The organism is Martinezella calliandrae, assembly GCF_030272695.1.
Lineage (GTDB): Bacteria > Pseudomonadota > Alphaproteobacteria > Rhizobiales > Rhizobiaceae > Rhizobium > Rhizobium calliandrae.
In genome coordinates, this window is the sequence record NZ_JARFYN010000089.1 from 1 (window position 1) to 15645 (window position 15645).

A 15645-nucleotide genomic window follows, 5' to 3' on the forward strand; every position below is an offset into this window, starting at 1 on the left:
CGTCGATGCCGGCTATGCGCCGAACGACTGGCAGGTGGGTCAGACCGGCAAGGTCGTCGCCCCGCAGCTCTATATCGCCTGCGGCATTTCCGGCGCCATTCAGCATCTGGCCGGCATGAAGGATTCTAAGGTCATCGTCGCGATCAACAAGGACGACGAGGCGCCGATCTTCCAGATCGCCGACTACGGCCTCGTCGCCGACCTCTTCGAGGCCCTGCCGGAACTCGAAAAGGCGCTTTGACCTGCCATGCGAGCGTGCAGTGGAACGTCTTTTGGCCTGGCATTGCAGCAGCATCAACGCATGGCAGGACAACCACGATCGCCGACAAGATCAAATCTTATTTTATTTCCGCGGCAGAAAATGAACTGATGCCTAGCATAGAGCCTCGCTCGTATCCTTTACAAAGCTAGACAATCGGACCGGGAATTCATCTGTCCGTGCGGCGATGGGAGCTGGCATCGGCCGGCCGCGGCGACCTGGCCCGAAGCCGCCTGGTCCATGGCGGCATAGTGCGTTCTGCCGGGTTCCATGGTCCGGCCGGTCCAGGTAAGGCAACGCCTCCCCGGTCATGCATCGGCGGTCCTCAGCGTCTTGCGTTTATCGAGCGGCGCTATAGTGCCGCATCGAAGCCTTTTGAATATTATGGAGGCACTCGCAGGCCCTCGCCTCCAGGGCTGCCCGATCCACTATCGTAACTTCGCCACGTGAATATTCGAGTAGCCCGTCCGATTGCAGTTGAGAGCAGATGGCACTGATAGTTGCGCGGCGTAGACCAAGCACTTCCGCTAGAACTTGCTGCGTGAGATCGAAATTATCCCCTGAAACGCTGTCATGGGCTGTTAGCAGCCAGCGGATGACGCGCTGTTCCGCCGAGTGCAGGCTATTGCAGGCTACGGTCTCCATGAGTTGCGCAATGAGCGACTTCGCATATTTCAGCATGGCTTCCCTGACACACTGGAACTCAGCCAATGCCTGATCCAAGTCCGCTTTCGATAGCCATGACGCATAGCCCGGAACCTGTACGACACACCTGCCGAAGGCTCCACTTCCCCCCATGATTAACCCGAAGCCAAGAAATCCCTCGTGCCCCACGGAGGTCTTCTCTACGGTCTTGCTATTGGCCATGGTGGCCATCAGTGAGATCAGCCCCGCGTGCGGAAACACAGCGTGTGTGAAAGGAGCGCCGTCTTCGTAAATAACTTCCCCGGCGATCATGGGCCGGGTGAGCGATCTCCTGACTATGAAGTCTTGAGCCGCCGGTCTCAACGCCAACACTATTCGATTCCGAACCGGGTACCCTGTCATTTTTCCTTCCATACCAATAATCGCGCAAATAGGAACGGTGTGCGCGAGCGGACATATGTGGATACGGCACCGAACACTAGCGAATATACAAACTCTGCGTTGTCTAGCCAGTCTCTCTCCAAGAAAAAGTCGTCGTTGCCCAATTCACAATGGAAGCATACCTGAAATTAACCATTCCATATGTACGATAACGTATATTTATAAATACGATATCGAACTCACACGAATCCGGCCAGTCCGTCTGGGGTGTTTCAGCTTCGTGTGAACGGCGCTCAAAAGAAGTCCAGCAACGAAGGGGAACAAATGCGGGGCTTAATCAATGCAATAGAATTGCTGGGACCCGAAACGGAAAGTTTAGGGCCCGGTAAATGCGCAGGTGAGGATGATCTTCAGGACGTGCTGGCGGAGCTTGCCTCATTCAGGACGGCTTTGGATCCGCATACGATTGTCGGAATCACCGACAGAACAGGAACCATCACTAATGTGAATGATCGGTTCTGCCAAATCAGCAAATACTCCCGACTTGAGCTGATAGGAGCCAAGCACAGCCTGTTGAACTCGGGACATCATCCGCCCGCCTTCTTCCAAGAGATGTGGCGGGTGATCTCAGGCGGAGTCCTATGGCACGGGGAGATCTGCAATCGTGCGAAGGACGGTTCGCTTTACTGGGTCGATACTACCATTGCACCGAAGATGGATGGATCGGGTCGCATTTGCGGCTATGTCTCGATCCGCTACGACATTACCCAGCGCAAACAGGCAGAGAAGGCGCTAAATGATGAAAACCTACGGCGCGAGCGCGTAGAAATGCTCCTTCGGGATATCATTGAGACGCTACCCAACGGTGTGGCCGCATATGACGAAAACGACCGCCTCATCCTATTTAACTCCGGGTTCAAGGAATACTACAGGCGAGCCGGTAGTGCCATTGCGGAGGGACGGCGCTTCCAGGATATCTTGGAAGATGCTGTCGCATGCGGCGAGTTTGCTGAACTCTCATGCCGAGACGATGACTGGCAGAATTGGATCAACGCGAGGCTTCGCACTCACCGCAATCCAGGAAGGGCATTTCTCCAGGCACTAAGCGGAGACCGATGGATTAAGGTGCAGGAGCGGCGGTCCGCCTCCGGATATGTTGTCGGCGTCCAAACCGACGTCACCGATCTGAAGAGGGCGGAGCGGCAAGTCAAACTCCAGGCGCAAGCCGACCCGCTCACCGGGCTTCTGAACCGCCGCGCCCTCATTGAACGGCTGACTGCCATACTCTCCTCTCAAAGGGTCGAACGCCACAGCGCGCTTGTTCTGATCGACTTGGACGGCTTCAAGGCGATCAACGATATGCACGGCCACGGCGCAGGTGACACGCTTCTGATCGAAGTCGGGAAACGCTTCAGAGACAATGTGAGGAAGTCGGATATTGTCGCTCGTTTGGGCGGCGACGAATACGCCGTACTCCTCGTCGATGTCGGCAGCAAGGCCAATGCGATCCGGATCGTCCGCAAGCTGCTCAGGTCCCTCGAAAGCCCTGTCCGCCTTGGCCGAAAATCTGTTCGCGTCAGCGGCAGCTTCGGCCTTACGATCGTCCGCAAAAGCAAGGCCGGCACGCCTCTGAAAGTGTTCAAGCGAGCGGATATCGCGCTCTACCGAGCCAAACACAACGGCCGTTCGACCTATGCAGTTTACAGCACCGATATGGAGCGAAGCATACGGCAACGAGAGGCGATGATCGAAGCGCTCCGCCGCGCAATCGCTCAAGGTGAAATTCAAGTTGCCATGCAGCCCCAGGCGCGATTCGTCGACCGCGGTCACGCCGGCTTCGAGGCTCTGGTCCGCTGGCAGAAGGACAATCAATGGGTGCCCGCAGCGGAAATCGTTTCGCTTGCGGAGCAGTCGGACCTGATCTGCGCGCTCGGACGCGCCGTTCTTGCTGGCACGCTCAATGCGATGAGCGAAATGAAGCGAAAGGGCTTCGCCCCCGGCAAGGTGGCAGTCAACGTGGCCGCTGCGCAACTACGTAATCCCAACTTCGCAAAAGAACTTCTCGATGCGGTCTCGGCTCACGGACACTCGGCGTCCGAGATCATCATCGAGGTCACCGAGGGCGTTATTCTCGACCGCACAAGCGAAGCGATCGGTGTGACGCTGAATCGGCTGTTTGACGCAGGCGTCAAAATAGCGCTCGATGACTTCGGTACCGGCTACGCGTCTCTCACTCACCTGCAGCGCTATCCGGTGTCCTACATCAAAATAGACCGCTCCTTTGTGAGGGATGTCGGCCACGACCACGGGTGCAACGCAATTGTAGGCGCCGTTACGTCACTCGCTCACAGCCTCGGCATGGAAGTGGTCGCAGAAGGAGTTGAGACGCCATCGCAATACCAGTCGCTTCTTGAGACGGGCTGTGACTATGCCCAGGGTTACCTTGTGGCCAAACCCATACTCATCGAGGAAATCGACACTTACCTCCTGAACTGCGAAGCAAATCGACCGGTTTTCACATTCGTCGTTTGATCGTTCTCCACCTGACCACCCAGAGGAAAGTTATTCATGTCGCATCCTTCGCATCAGGGTTCGAACGCCGTCTCTGGCGCAACCGACCCAAAAAAGCAGAACGTCGCCCGTCGCCTCGAATTCATGCAGTTGGATAGTAGCGGCCGCGCCAGCATCCGTCTGCTGAAGGCGCTTGTTGAGCGCGAGTTGCCAAACGGTCTGGATAAGTTTTACGCGCAGCTCCGCCAGAGCCCCGAAGTGAAGCGGTTCTTTTCAACGGAAGAAAACATCGCCCGCGCCAAGGAGGCACAGCAGGGCCACTGGGTCAGCATTTCCGACGGCAACTTCAATGAAGACTATGTCAACAAGGTCCGAGCGATTGGATCGGTTCACGCCCGGATTGGCCTTGAACCGCAGTGGTATATTGGTGGATACGCGATTATTCTCGACCATCTAATCAATAGCGCGGTTGAGGAAGTGTTCCCCAAGGGCGGTCTGTTTTCCAAGAAGACGATGAAGCCGGCCGAATTCGGAAAAGCGCTAGCAAGCTTGGTCAAAGCCGTTTTGCTGGATATGGATCTGGCAATCTCGGTCTATATCGATGAAGCGGAGGTCGCAAAACAAAAAGCACAGGCCGAAACGATTGCGACCGAGCAGAAGCGGGTCTCCGACTGCTTTGGCAAAGCTATGGCGGCCATCGCCGCCAAGGATGTTAGCTATCGGATTACCGATGACCTGCCGGAAGCCTACCATCGACTGAAGAACGACTTCAACAATGCCTTGGAGCAAGTATCCGCAACGATTGCTGACATCGATGCGGCGGCAGCGCAGGTTCTTTCTGGGGCCGAGGAAATTCGTTCGGCCGCAGATGATCTGTCCAAGCGAACGGAACAGCAGGTTGCATCGATCGAACAGACCGCGGCGGCACTCGAACAGATCACAACAAAAGTAAAGGATTCGAGCCGGCGCGCTGAAGAAGCGGGTCACCTCGTTGCCAAGGCAAAGACCGGCGCCGAGAATTCAGGTGAAGTTGTCAAGCAAGCGGTGACGGCAATGGGCGCGATTGAAACGTCCGCCAAGGAGGTCTCCAATATCATCGGCGTCATTGACGACATCGCTTTTCAGACCAACCTGCTTGCTCTCAACGCTGGCGTGGAGGCGGCCCGTGCTGGTGATGCCGGCAAGGGCTTCGCGGTCGTTGCCCAGGAAGTGCGCGAGCTTGCGCAGCGGTCCGCAAATGCAGCGAAGGAAATCAAGACCCTGATCACGTCATCTGGGGAGCAAGTGAAGGCCGGCGTAACACTTGTTGGCAATACAGGCGCTGCACTCGTCGCTATTGTTGGCGAGGTCAAGGAAATCAACCAGCACATTCTCTCGATTGTCGAGTCCGCTCGCGAGCAGTCAACGGCGCTTCAGGAGATAAATACTGCCGTTAACGCCATGGACCAGGGAACGCAACGGAATGCGGCCATGGTGGAGGAGACGACAGCGGCGAGCAATGCGCTTGTATCTGAAATGGAGCGGATCGCGAAAATGCTGGGCGAATTCAACATCGGCGGGAACAGTCGGCAGCGGAGCTCCAGGCCAAAGCCTGAACCAGCGACAACATTGGCAGCGAAGACCCAGAACATGGCGATTCGCGGAATGCAAGCCAAAGTCGCCAGCAACTTTGTATCGCTTGGAACCGTCGCAGTTGCACGCGACCATTGGGAGGAGTTTTGATCCCACCTCGTGATCCTGACCCGCGGCCAGACTGGGCCGTCGGGCGAGTTCAAACCTGTGGATGATGCCAGAGGCCTTGGTCGGTAGGGCTGCGGCTGCGATAGAGTGAAGGTCTTGCGCTCGGCGCTGCCGGCGGGCACGCGGACGTCCGTTACATCATATAGGCGTGTTTTTGTGGAGCCGCACGAAACGGTTGCTGGCGATGGAATGCAATCACTCGGTGAGGCCAGCTTTGCGCAGGCCGTCCACAATTCGCTCGAAATCGGCAGGGTTCTTGTAGGGCAGCACTTTGCGCCTGTGCTCCAGGGAATAACCGGGATTGATCCGGAACACTTCCTCCCACTCCCCGCGCGCCTCCGCCAAGCGGCCCAAGTGACCATAGCTCGCCGCCAGCAATACGCGTGAGATGTCGGTGGCTGGATTGCGAACAAGCCGTCGCTTCAGGATGACAACGGCCTCTTCGTACCTGCCCAGTTGGAACATCGCTAGCGCGTGGAAGTGCAGAAAAATGTCCGGATAATATGGATTCAGGGCCATTGCCCGTTCGAAACAGATAAGGGCCTCATCGGACCTGCCCGCATAATGCAGCGCGTTGCCGAGGCTCTCGTGGCCCTCGACAAGATTGGGAGCAAGCGCGATCACGCGTTCAGCCTCCCGGATGGCCACGTCATGTCGTCGCAGGTACAAGTTGACGACGCCCAGCGCCCAATGTGCGTACGGATATCGATCGTCGAGCGTCACGGCCTGCGTCGCAGCCTCGATCGCCTGTTCCAGCGATTTCGACGGCGATTGGCTCCACTGGTTGACGTAGGCCAGCCCGTGCGTGACGGCGAGGAACGCGTGGGCCGGGGCAAATTTCGGGTCCAGATCGATGGCGCGCTGCAGCAATTGCCGGCCCTGAATGTTCTGGTCTCTCGTCAGCCGCCACATCTGTTCACGGCCCCGCAGGAAACAGTCATAGGATTCCAGATTTTGAGTCTGCTCGGTCGCCAGCCGCTGCCGGTCCCCGGCCGCCAGCTTGAGTTCCAGAGCGCGGACGATCTGCTGCGTGACGTCATCCTGCACCGCAAAGATATCGGTCAGGTCGCGATCGAAACGCTCCGCCCATTGATGCCCGCCGGTGGTCGCATCAATGAGCTGCGCGGTGATCCTCACCTTGTTGCCTGATTTGCGCACGCTTCCTTCCAGCACGTAGCGCACGTTGAGGCTATGGCCGACCTCCTGCACGTTCACGCCCCGGCCCTTGAAGGTAAACGACGAGTTTCGAGCGATGACAAAGAGCTGCGCCAACTTCGACAGAGCGGTGATGATATCCTCGCAGATGCCGTCAGCGAAGTACTCCTGCTCGGCATCGCCGCTCATATTGGCGAAGGGCAGCACGGCAATCGAGAGCTCCGGCGGCAATGCGGCCGGCGCACTAGCAACCGCGCCGGCGGTTACTGCTGGCTTCGCCCGCGCGACGGCGCCGACCTGGAGCGAATAGATCCGGATCGGCTCGGCGATATTTTTGAGCTGCGTGTTACCGAGATCGCTGACGGCGAGATCGAGCCTCGCTCTGACCTGGCGATAGGCGTCCTCGGACAGGCAAATGGCGCCGGGGGCCGCGATACCCTCGAGACGTGAAGCGATGTTGACGCCGTCGCCCATCAGGTCGCCATCGCTTTCCTCTACTACGTCCCCCAGATGGATGCCGACCCGGAACTCGATGCGCCGATCCTGCTGAACGCCGGCATTGCGCTCGAGCATACCGTTCTGTACCTCGATGGCGCAGCGCACGGCATCGACAACGCTGCGGAACTCGACCAGCGCTCCGTCTCCAGTGCGTTTGATAACACGGCCGTTGTGCACGGCGATGGTCGGATCGATCAGGTCGCTACGCAGGGCCCGCAATCTTGCTAGGGTGCGATCTTCGTCCTCGCTGGCGAGCCGGCTATACCCGACTACGTCCGCGGCCAGAATTGCGGCTAGCTTGCGATTCTCGCTCATAGAGCCGTCCCTCGCCTCCAGAATAGCAGCAAGATAGGGACAAGGCACTCGTGAAAATCGCCAGAAGCCTTACAGGGCTATGTTTCTTGCCGGCGCCTAACCCGTGCCGCAGGAAGAACAGGACCGCGAGGTCCGAAGCGGCAACTTCCTGCACGAACATGGCATCGTCGACGAACTCGTCACGCCGAGATGGGTCTTAGGTGGAGATGATTGACACGCGCCAGCCACCGGGAATTGAAAGCGAGGAAAGCTATAGCCATGAGGGCGACACTTGCTCGTACTCCTCGGACGAGGCATCGTGATTTGGGCGATCAGTCCGCCAAGTTTCTGAGAAGTGAAGTACGCTCTGGCGGCGGCCGATATCGGCTTTTGGCGCATCTGCGACCCGTGTCGTCACTGCATAGTGTCCGTTTTGCAGCGACAGGTGGCTCGATGACCATTATGCGAGCGCGTTCGAGACGTTGGATGGAGGTCGCTTTTTGCCGGAAGCAGTCGTCTCTTGCGGCCAGTCACCCGTCTGCATTGCGTTGATCCTTAACGTCTCTCGGAATGGCAACAGGCTGGTCAGGGTACTATGTTGAGCCGATCATGCCCATTCCAATGCGCCTCGACTGCTTTCGGCGGCCACGGAGGTTTCGCTCGATCGCTTCGCCCGGCCTACGGAAGATCGATCTCGCCCTCCACTACATGATTAAGGCCGGTGCCTTCCGCCGTTAGCGTTATGCGGACCTTCAACTTCCTGCCGCCGAACTGCCCGTTGCGCACTGTTTCCTCGATCTTGCGCTGCGACGTGACGCCGACTTCCTTCAGAAACTTGCGGATCGACATGTTGAAGGCGTCTTCGCTCATGGCGGAACTCCTCTAGCTGCGAAAGGGATTGTAATGGAAGACAATTGGTCAAGGAAGCAGGCAGTGACGCGCGGTGTGACATCTGTTGCAAGGTTCGGAAGCGGCGCATTCCGGAAGCGAATAGCCCCGAGCGCGAACAGCCACGCCGTCCGAATGCCAGATATTTCCCCAAGCGCGAACGTCCTCTCGGTGATATGCTAACGAGCCGGACGTCCCAACGTGTAAACGCAAGAGCGGGAGGATGAGATGACGACGGTGTTCGTAAGGCACGAGGTTTCGGACTACGCGACGTGGCGTAAGGTATACGATGCATTTCGGCCCGTACAGAAAGCAAACGGAGTTACGGCGGAGGCGGTCTATCAAGCCGCCGACAATCCCAACGACGTTACCGTCATCCATGAGTTTGCCACGATCGAAGCAGCTCAAGCCTTCGGTAAGCTGGAAGAACTCAGGGCGGCGATGCGCACGGGCGGCGTGTTGGGCGCGCCCACGGTCTGGCTCACCAACAAAGCCTAACAACCGGTTACGTTGACTTTCGCACAGGCGCGGCGAAGGCTCGGGCGCGGCTCGTTTGGCGCGAAGAAGAGCCGGCGCGCCTGGATCTCGAACCGAGCGATGCCACGCTCAGTTAGGCACTACGACGACCTTGGGGGGCTGCAGGAACTCCACAGGGCCAATCACAGCGAGGAATACCAGACGAAGGGCGGGGTTAACACGAACCACGTCGAAAGCTTCTTCAGCCGTATCCAGAGGGCCTATGTCGGCATCCATCATCGCTTCTCGGTACGGTACTTCGACTGGTACGCAGCCGAGATCGCCTGGCGCGAGGATAACCGTCTCGTCGACAATGGCCCGCGCGATTGAATTTTCGAGGAGGGCCTTGTCCTCGACGCCTTTGATCTGGGCAAGTAAGTCCACCACTATGTCGCGATTTCCAAGCTTGCCCGTTCCGACAGCCGCATTCGGGGTGTGGTTGTCACCGGAGGGTATTTCCAGAAGGCCGTTTTCTAGGCTGTCTGCAAGCGCGCGCTCGGCTTCCCGGTTATGATAGAAATCGAGATCCTTGCTCGTCAACGCGCCGAGGCCGTCGAGCTCGCTTGACCGCCAACTATGGCCGGATTGAATCGCTGAACAAATCATAGAAGTGTTTGAACTTCTTCTGCTGTGAGATGCGGCTCGGCATCCCTGTCGACAATCATGTTTACCGAACCGTGCGGGCCTCGGCTTTCGTGGTAGGACGGCGCTCCGGCCGTCCTAGGCACCTTTCGTCCGAGACTGCCACGCACCTGGGCGATCGGGGAATTGATACGCGGTATCAAGCGAGGTCTTGATGTAGCCAGCGTAGAATTTTTCAATCATCAGCGCCCGCCGTTACTTCCACATCGCGACGAGCAGCTTTCCCGGCAAGGACGACGATGGTTGTTTCTTAAGGCGCCCACTGGTTGCGCCTTAGGCAGTCGAGAGTCGCGCGTACGATCGGGCTCTATTTTCGCTTCAATGTCAGTCTGCGCGAAGTCGAAGAATTGAAACTCGAACGCGGCGCTGTCGACGGGAACATGTCAGCGAATTCTTTCTTGCGCTGCACTGCACTGTGCAGTATAGACAATTGCGCGGCACTCGAGATGCGCAGCAGGCAATGATTGGAGAAGGAATTGAGATGAGAGTTTGCAACGGTTCAGACGGGATCGTTCTGAAGGTCACGCACCATGCGGGCAGCTCGGATAGATCTTTTGATGGCGAGTGGTTGCCCCGGTGGCAGGCCGTGACGCCGATGATCTCACCCTATACGGGTCACGCCACCACGTTCCGTGTTGTTGTGGGGTTTACAGGGTTGTCGATACCTTCCCGCGTAGCGGTTCGGCCGTCCAACACGAAGCTTAATCGCCTTCTGGCCGATGCCAGGCTCGAGAATGCGGCCTTGAAGGACATGCAAACGATTCCTCCGTCCGACACGGCGAGCAGCGATGAAATCGCGCCAAAACATCTTCAGGAATGGCGTGACGAATCCAGGATAGAACAATGATTGCCTTGGGATTGACTTCCTGCCTCATAGCAGTTGCCACAGTGGCTGCCGTGACCCTTCTCGACAGCCTCCAAGCCAACCGGCGCGCCGTCAACCTTCGCGTCGTCCGAGTGCATGGGGCCTTTATCCATCCAAACGGATCGGACGAACTCGGGGCAACGCGCGCAATCTCCCGGGCCCCCTGCAACCCATCATTATGACCGATGGGACGATGACCTTTCCCCGAACAAGCATGAACATAGGAGACGTTAATGAAAACTGTACTTTGTTCAGCAGCAATCTTTGCTGCTGTGGTCGTGTCAGCCACGGCTCAATCCCAGCCGGGACTGCCCACAGAGGATGCCATTCTGGAGATGGCTTCGCGGATCGTCATCGACCAGTACAAAACCTCAAGCTGTGAGGATCTGAGAACCAAGAAGGGCGCACCGCCCTCCGGGATAATCGCACAAGGTGTTAGCTTCATGAGAGATCACCCTTCTACCCGGATCAAGTTCATCAACCTGATCGCGGCTCCCGTCGCCAACAGGATGTTTGAGTGCGGTATGATTCCTTGATCGCGTCAGCGATTTCTTCGGGGCCGAAGTTCCCCCGCTCGCAAGATATTTTTGCGGCGCAAATTCGAACTCGCAATTCGACTCGGCCGCTTAATTTCCGCTTGCGATACACTGCACTGTGCAGTATACGATAATGCACTCGGAAGTGCAAACTCCAAAAAGCAAAGGTATTGGGATATGAAAGTTTATTCAGACGCCACCCTCCCGGAGGTTCAGCTTCCCCTCCTCGCGAGTGCTGGCATCGATGACGAGGACGGTGACGTCAGAACCGCGCGACGGAAAGGCACCATTTCTGCGGCGGTGCAAGTCGCCGACGCGCCCAGCAGCTTTTCGCGTTGGCGGCCTGCGTCGATGACTAAGATCTTACGGCACTCCCTGCGGGCCGCTGCGCTTGGTGCCGTTTTAGCAATCGCCGGGCTGTCGACGGTCCGTGCCGATGAACCAGCTCCGCCCTTGAAACCGGCGATTAGCGACGATGCCGCTAGCGCCATATCGCAGATGGCCGGAACGCTATCGGCAAGGGATCTTTCGGTTACCGTTAGAACAATCAGGGTCTATTTGGACGAGTCGGGCCAGTCGCTTCATATCTTTCACACGTTGCACATCGTCGCGCGGCGTCCTGACCAGATCGCCGTCGAGTTCAATGGCGATGACGGGAAGCAGCAGCTCTTCTACGACGGCAAAGCGGCTGCGGTCTTCCTCCCCGACAGCAACCAGTACACGGTAATGCCTGCATCGGGCAGTATATCATCCGTAGTGGCTGAGGCAGCGGACAAGCTGAATGTCGATTTCCCCCTCGCTGCCCTTTTTGCAGAGTCTCCGGACAAAGTGTTGCTGGGCGATGCCATGGCCGCCCGGCAGGTCGGAACAGCCACCGTCGATGGCGTCGAGTGCCGGCATCTGTTTTTCTCGCAGAAGTCCGGCATCGACATCGAATTATGGGTTGAGAAGAATGACGCGGCCACGCCGCATCGCCTGACCGTCACTTACCGCTTGCTTCCGGGACAACCCAGTTTCATCGCGGAATTCATGGATTGGAACACCAAAGCCAATCCATCCGACTCCGAATTTGTCTTTCAGCCTCCTTCCGACGCGAAGAAGATCGAGCTCAATCAGGCCGCTGCGCCGACAACGGAGGACGCCAAGTGATGGCCCATTCGAAACGGACCTTTGCCGCTCTTCTCGCAATAACGGTCGCAACATCGGGCTCTGCCTTTGGCCAATTTGCTCCGCCGCCTGGCGGACCCCCTCAGCTGCCTTCAGGCGGGCCACCGCGCCCCCCGGCAGGCGGCCTGCCGCGCCCGCAGATGGGTGGCACGCCGCGTCCACCGATAGCCGGCCATGGCCGTCCACCGGTGAGCGCCCAGAACCGTCCGCCGGTCGGCCGCCCGACCCATGCGCCGAATGTCGGTGGCGCAAGGGGACGATTGGCAGAAGGGCCTGGCCGCGGAGGGAATGCCTTTTCCGGAAATATCAACCGCAATTCGTTGCAATCAAGCGGTAACATCAATGCGAACCGCACCTTCGCGAACTCCGGGGGCAATATCGCTGCCAAGGACTCCGGCAATGTGACTGTGAATAATTCCGGGGATGTCAAAGTCTCTGGTAACGGCAATGGATACTTTGGCCGTGGATATTACGGACATGGAGGCTCTGGTAGCGGAGGTTATGGTGGCGGAGACTATGGCAGCGGAGACTATGGCTACGGTCGTGGATACTATAGTCGCGGAGCCTACGCCCTGGGCGGATATGCGGTCGGCGTGACCACCGGTGCCGCGATCGCCTCGAGCGGAAACGGAAGCGGAAGCACCTATTCTTCCTATGCGGGTCAGTCTAGCTCTGGTGGGGGTTCTTCTGGCGCAACCTATTCGGGTTCATCTCACACGACATCTTCGGGTTCTTCTGGCGGGAACTCGTCGGCTTCTTCTGGTGGAACCTATTCGAGTTCTTCCGGCGGGACTTATCCGGCCCCCTCCGGCGGAACCGATTCGGCCTCCTACAATCAGAGCGGCACCAACTCGCCAGTTGGCAGTGGCAACCGCGGATGGGATCAAGGCGGCAGCAATGGCAGTCCCTCGTCTGTAAATCCGCTGATGGTTGGACTGTTCCAGAGCCTGCCGCCGGATGGCACCACATGGACGGTAGAGGGTGCGGTCGACTGGCTCCAGGCTGCCGCCGCAAACCTGCGGGTTGCATACCAAATCCAGGGAAACATTTCGGTCACGGGCGAAGTGCCGCCGTCTGAATACAGCAACACACCCGGCAGGAATTAGAGCCATTTGAAGGTGGGCCGGATCGGACTCGTCCGGCCCTTGCGATGCACTAGACGGTGCAGTACACGTAAATTCACTTACTGGTGCAGGAGGTTGCGATGGACGCTAGTAACAGGAATTCAAACGAGGCCGGTCCGAAGGCCCGGCATGGCGGATCGCGGGAAGCCATCATCAAGGCGGCCGGGCGGTTGTTCTTGGAGCGGGGCTTCGGCTTCGTCAGCATGGACGACTTAGCTAAGGCCAGTGATGTTGCGCGGCGGACGCTCTACAACCAGTTCGCAACGAAGGAGGACATCTTTCGCGAGATGCTCCGCAGAGTGTCGGGACAATTTGAGGACGCGCTTCCGCCAGGCATCGAAACCCACGGCGACGTCGAAGACGTGCTCCGTCTCGTGGCGGGACTGATTCTGGATGCGCATAAACAGCCTGAATATTGCGGCTTTCTTCGGATGGTGGTGGCCGACTCCCGCCAGTTTCCCTGGATCGCGGAAGAGTTTGCCGCGGTGATGGACCCACAGACGGAAAGGCTGGTGCAATATCTCGCCGATCAGACCGCTCGGGGCGTCTTGGACTGCCAAAAGCCGGTGCTGGCCGCTCACCAGTTCATGGGTATGTTGAACGAGATGTCCCTGTGGCCTTGGATGATCGGTCGTGAAAGCTTCCCCTTCGCAGATAAAGACGTCATAGACGAGACGATCCGTATGTTTCTGCTACGATATGGGCGCCCGCAGTTAGCGCCACCACAGCGAGTGCATCAGACTGGAGCAGACTGATTGGCCTCATGAGTTGCATAGATCGCATAGTTGGACTGTGCCCGATCGTTCGAGCCGGAGCCTATCTCGGGGCCTATCTTTGGTGATAGCTCTATGTATTCAACTCGGGCGGGCGGGCGAAATGCCACAAAAGTGGAGGTTCTGTATAGAGTCGTCTCGTGGTGGCGGAGACTTGCGCACCTATGCCGAGGAGGCGATCAATGCTCGACACCTTTCGCCTTGATGGTTTACGCTCCCGTCGAGCCCTGACATGAACGTGCTGGCTGTCATGCTCCTCTCAAATTCATAGGATCGTCGTCGGTCAAGCCCGAGCCCGATGCCAAATTTGAGCTGGCCAACGACGCAACCGCAAAGGCAACGAGTTCCTGAGCGGAAATCTCACAGTGGCTCGAAGGCAGTACCCCGACAATTCTGGGATCGCATAGGGCGATGATTGCGGCGCAAAAGCACGAAGCGGCCGCCTCAACATTGGTCGGAGCAAACTCCTGGGTCTCGATGCCATCGTGGATGAGTCTCGCCATATCGGCGTGAAGTCGCTTTAGATAGCTCCGGAACGACGGCCAATTTCCTTCTGCAGCAAGAACAACGAGCTTGAACATTTGGTGGTCGCCGTGACGTGCCTGCAGCATCAACCGGTGTTGTCCGAGCGCAGCCTCTCTCAAGCGGCACGCCGCATTGGCAAGTTCAAGGTCCGCAGACGCGACGAAGCGGAGATCCGTTTCAAAGAAATTCCCGGCAATGGCATCCCATATCGCAGCCTTGGAGGGAAAGATTTTGTAGATGCTCGCCGGCGACTTCCCGAGCAATAGAGCGATGTCGGCAACGTTTGTTTTCGATGGCCCGTACAGCCGGCACGTGGCTGTGCCGGCCTCGACGATCGAGGATATATAACCAGCTCGCGGTTGGTTTCTTACGCTCATGCCAACTTCCATTTGTCAATCCTGTCAGGTTCTTTGCAGCGCTGCCTGTTGTTTCCTACGTCCCAGTCTGCGGCCCTAAGCGTCGATCGGCCCTGCCGCTGCTTCACGGCTGGTTGAAGCGACCGACGGATCAGTACGAAACCTGCCCGTCCACCATCTTCCCGCTACCCGAAAGCTCCCGCTTCAGCATGTCTCGCGCCTCGGGGCTTATGACGGCGACGGGAGCGGCGACGGCGACGCGTGCCGCAGATCCGGCGACATTTGCCGCCGTCATACCGACCTGGTCGGCGAAGGACACCTCTCCGCCTTCGAGAGACTGGCCAGCAAGCCTGCGACCAAGCAGGCGCACTATGTCAGGATTGTCGGCGAAAGCGTTGTGGCCGAGCGGATCATTCGTCGCGATAGCGCTCGTGTCGATGACGGAAACGCCGAGTTCCTTGAGAAGGGGTGCATAAGGCCTGAGATCCGACCCGCCCAAGCGGTCGACGCCGCCCGAGAGGAAGCGGGAGACCCCGAGAGCCTTGTCACTTGAAGAGGTCAGGATCGCAAGGTGCGGCCGCCTTGGTCCCATCTCCGTGAACTGACGGCGAAATACGTCGATATCGATGTCCGGTGATGCCAGAATGACGTTCTTGACCTTCGCCGGAATAGATTTTTCGCGCATCGCCACACCGCGCAGAGCCTCAGCCGCAAGCCAGCTTCCCATGGAGTGAGCAAGGATCGTGACATCATCGACATCGGGACTTTTC

General features: G+C 58.1%; 15 protein-coding genes. 10 read left to right on the forward strand and 5 right to left on the reverse strand.

Annotation, left to right across the window (positions count from 1 at the left end; all coding sequences use genetic code 11):
- Positions 1–241: electron transfer flavoprotein subunit alpha/FixB family protein (locus tag PY650_RS34235; RefSeq protein ID WP_285884450.1), on the forward strand; the 241-nt coding region annotated here is incomplete at its 5' end.
- Between the two features lie 357 nt (positions 242–598).
- On the opposite strand, the gene PY650_RS34240 is transcribed toward PY650_RS34235, so the two are convergent.
- A complete protein-coding gene (locus PY650_RS34240) occupies positions 599–1276 on the reverse strand; it encodes a Crp/Fnr family transcriptional regulator (RefSeq protein ID WP_285884452.1) in 678 nt (225 codons plus the stop codon).
- A 333-nt stretch (positions 1277–1609) separates the two neighbouring features.
- On the opposite strand from PY650_RS34240, the gene PY650_RS34245 reads away from it, so the two are divergent.
- Both PY650_RS34245 and PY650_RS34250 read left to right on the forward strand, forming a co-directional pair.
- The gene (locus PY650_RS34245) at positions 1610–3817 is read left to right on the forward strand and encodes a sensor domain-containing protein (RefSeq protein ID WP_285884454.1); all 2208 of its coding nucleotides are present in this window, start codon (positions 1610–1612) and stop codon (positions 3815–3817) included.
- Between the two features lie 36 nt (positions 3818–3853).
- Positions 3854–5518: a methyl-accepting chemotaxis protein gene (locus PY650_RS34250; protein WP_285884456.1), complete on the forward strand. Its 1665-nt coding sequence runs from the start codon at positions 3854–3856 to the stop codon at positions 5516–5518.
- Between the two features lie 213 nt (positions 5519–5731).
- On the opposite strand, the gene PY650_RS34255 is transcribed toward PY650_RS34250, so the two are convergent.
- A complete protein-coding gene (locus tag PY650_RS34255; protein WP_285884458.1) occupies positions 5732–7504 on the reverse strand; it encodes an adenylate/guanylate cyclase domain-containing protein in 1773 nt (590 codons plus the stop codon).
- Positions 7505–8161: 657 nt separating this feature from the next.
- Positions 8162–8353, reverse strand: coding sequence for a DUF6494 family protein (locus PY650_RS34260; protein WP_285884460.1), 192 nt, complete (start codon positions 8351–8353; stop codon positions 8162–8164).
- A gap of 246 nt (positions 8354–8599) precedes the next feature.
- Here PY650_RS34260 and PY650_RS34265 point away from each other — a divergent pair, with 246 nt between their 5' ends.
- From PY650_RS34265 to PY650_RS34295, 7 genes are all read left to right on the forward strand, one after another.
- Positions 8600–8869 (forward strand): cyclase, encoded by a 270-nt coding sequence (locus tag PY650_RS34265; RefSeq protein ID WP_285884462.1) that lies wholly within the window; start codon positions 8600–8602, stop codon positions 8867–8869.
- Positions 8870–8968: 99 nt separating this feature from the next.
- A complete protein-coding gene (locus PY650_RS34270; protein WP_285884464.1) occupies positions 8969–9217 on the forward strand; it encodes a transposase in 249 nt (82 codons plus the stop codon).
- 793 nt (positions 9218–10010) lie between these two features.
- Complete coding sequence (locus PY650_RS34275; protein ID WP_285884466.1) at positions 10011–10376, forward strand: hypothetical protein; 366 nt, start codon at positions 10011–10013, stop codon at positions 10374–10376.
- 251 nt (positions 10377–10627) lie between these two features.
- Positions 10628–10930: a hypothetical protein gene (locus tag PY650_RS34280; protein WP_285884468.1), complete on the forward strand. Its 303-nt coding sequence runs from the start codon at positions 10628–10630 to the stop codon at positions 10928–10930.
- A 351-nt stretch (positions 10931–11281) separates the two neighbouring features.
- On the forward strand, positions 11282–12079 hold the full coding sequence (locus tag PY650_RS34285) for a DUF2092 domain-containing protein (protein WP_285884470.1): 798 nt from the start codon (positions 11282–11284) through the stop codon (positions 12077–12079).
- Positions 12079–13203 (forward strand): hypothetical protein, encoded by a 1125-nt coding sequence (locus PY650_RS34290; RefSeq protein ID WP_285884472.1) that lies wholly within the window; start codon positions 12079–12081, stop codon positions 13201–13203. The genes PY650_RS34285 and PY650_RS34290 overlap by 1 nt, the downstream gene beginning before the upstream one ends.
- 98 nt (positions 13204–13301) lie before the next feature.
- On the forward strand, positions 13302–13976 hold the full coding sequence (locus PY650_RS34295) for a TetR/AcrR family transcriptional regulator (protein ID WP_285884474.1): 675 nt from the start codon (positions 13302–13304) through the stop codon (positions 13974–13976).
- Between the two features lie 266 nt (positions 13977–14242).
- Here PY650_RS34295 and PY650_RS34300 read toward each other — a convergent pair whose 3' ends face one another.
- Positions 14243–14896 carry a TetR family transcriptional regulator gene (locus PY650_RS34300; protein WP_285884475.1) on the reverse strand — a complete coding sequence of 218 codons (654 nt, stop codon included), beginning with the start codon at positions 14894–14896 and terminating at the stop codon, positions 14243–14245.
- A gap of 130 nt (positions 14897–15026) precedes the next feature.
- Positions 15027–15645: alpha/beta hydrolase (locus PY650_RS34305; RefSeq protein ID WP_285884477.1), on the reverse strand; the 619-nt coding region annotated here is incomplete at its 5' end.

Coding starts and splice junctions, on each gene's coding strand:
- PY650_RS34245 (WP_285884454.1), top strand. CDS start 1,610: ATGCGGGGCTTAATCAATGCAATAGAATTGCTGGGACCCGAAACGGAA.
- PY650_RS34250 (WP_285884456.1), top strand. CDS start 3,854: ATGTCGCATCCTTCGCATCAGGGTTCGAACGCCGTCTCTGGCGCAACC.
- PY650_RS34255 (WP_285884458.1), bottom strand. CDS start 7,504: ATGAGCGAGAATCGCAAGCTAGCCGCAATTCTGGCCGCGGACGTAGTC.
- PY650_RS34260 (WP_285884460.1), bottom strand. CDS start 8,353: ATGAGCGAAGACGCCTTCAACATGTCGATCCGCAAGTTTCTGAAGGAA.
- PY650_RS34265 (WP_285884462.1), top strand. CDS start 8,600: ATGACGACGGTGTTCGTAAGGCACGAGGTTTCGGACTACGCGACGTGG.
- PY650_RS34270 (WP_285884464.1), top strand. CDS start 8,969: ATGCCACGCTCAGTTAGGCACTACGACGACCTTGGGGGGCTGCAGGAA.
- PY650_RS34275 (WP_285884466.1), top strand. CDS start 10,011: ATGAGAGTTTGCAACGGTTCAGACGGGATCGTTCTGAAGGTCACGCAC.
- PY650_RS34280 (WP_285884468.1), top strand. CDS start 10,628: ATGAAAACTGTACTTTGTTCAGCAGCAATCTTTGCTGCTGTGGTCGTG.
- PY650_RS34285 (WP_285884470.1), top strand. CDS start 11,282: ATGACTAAGATCTTACGGCACTCCCTGCGGGCCGCTGCGCTTGGTGCC.
- PY650_RS34290 (WP_285884472.1), top strand. CDS start 12,079: ATGGCCCATTCGAAACGGACCTTTGCCGCTCTTCTCGCAATAACGGTC.
- PY650_RS34295 (WP_285884474.1), top strand. CDS start 13,302: ATGGACGCTAGTAACAGGAATTCAAACGAGGCCGGTCCGAAGGCCCGG.
- PY650_RS34300 (WP_285884475.1), bottom strand. CDS start 14,896: ATGAGCGTAAGAAACCAACCGCGAGCTGGTTATATATCCTCGATCGTC.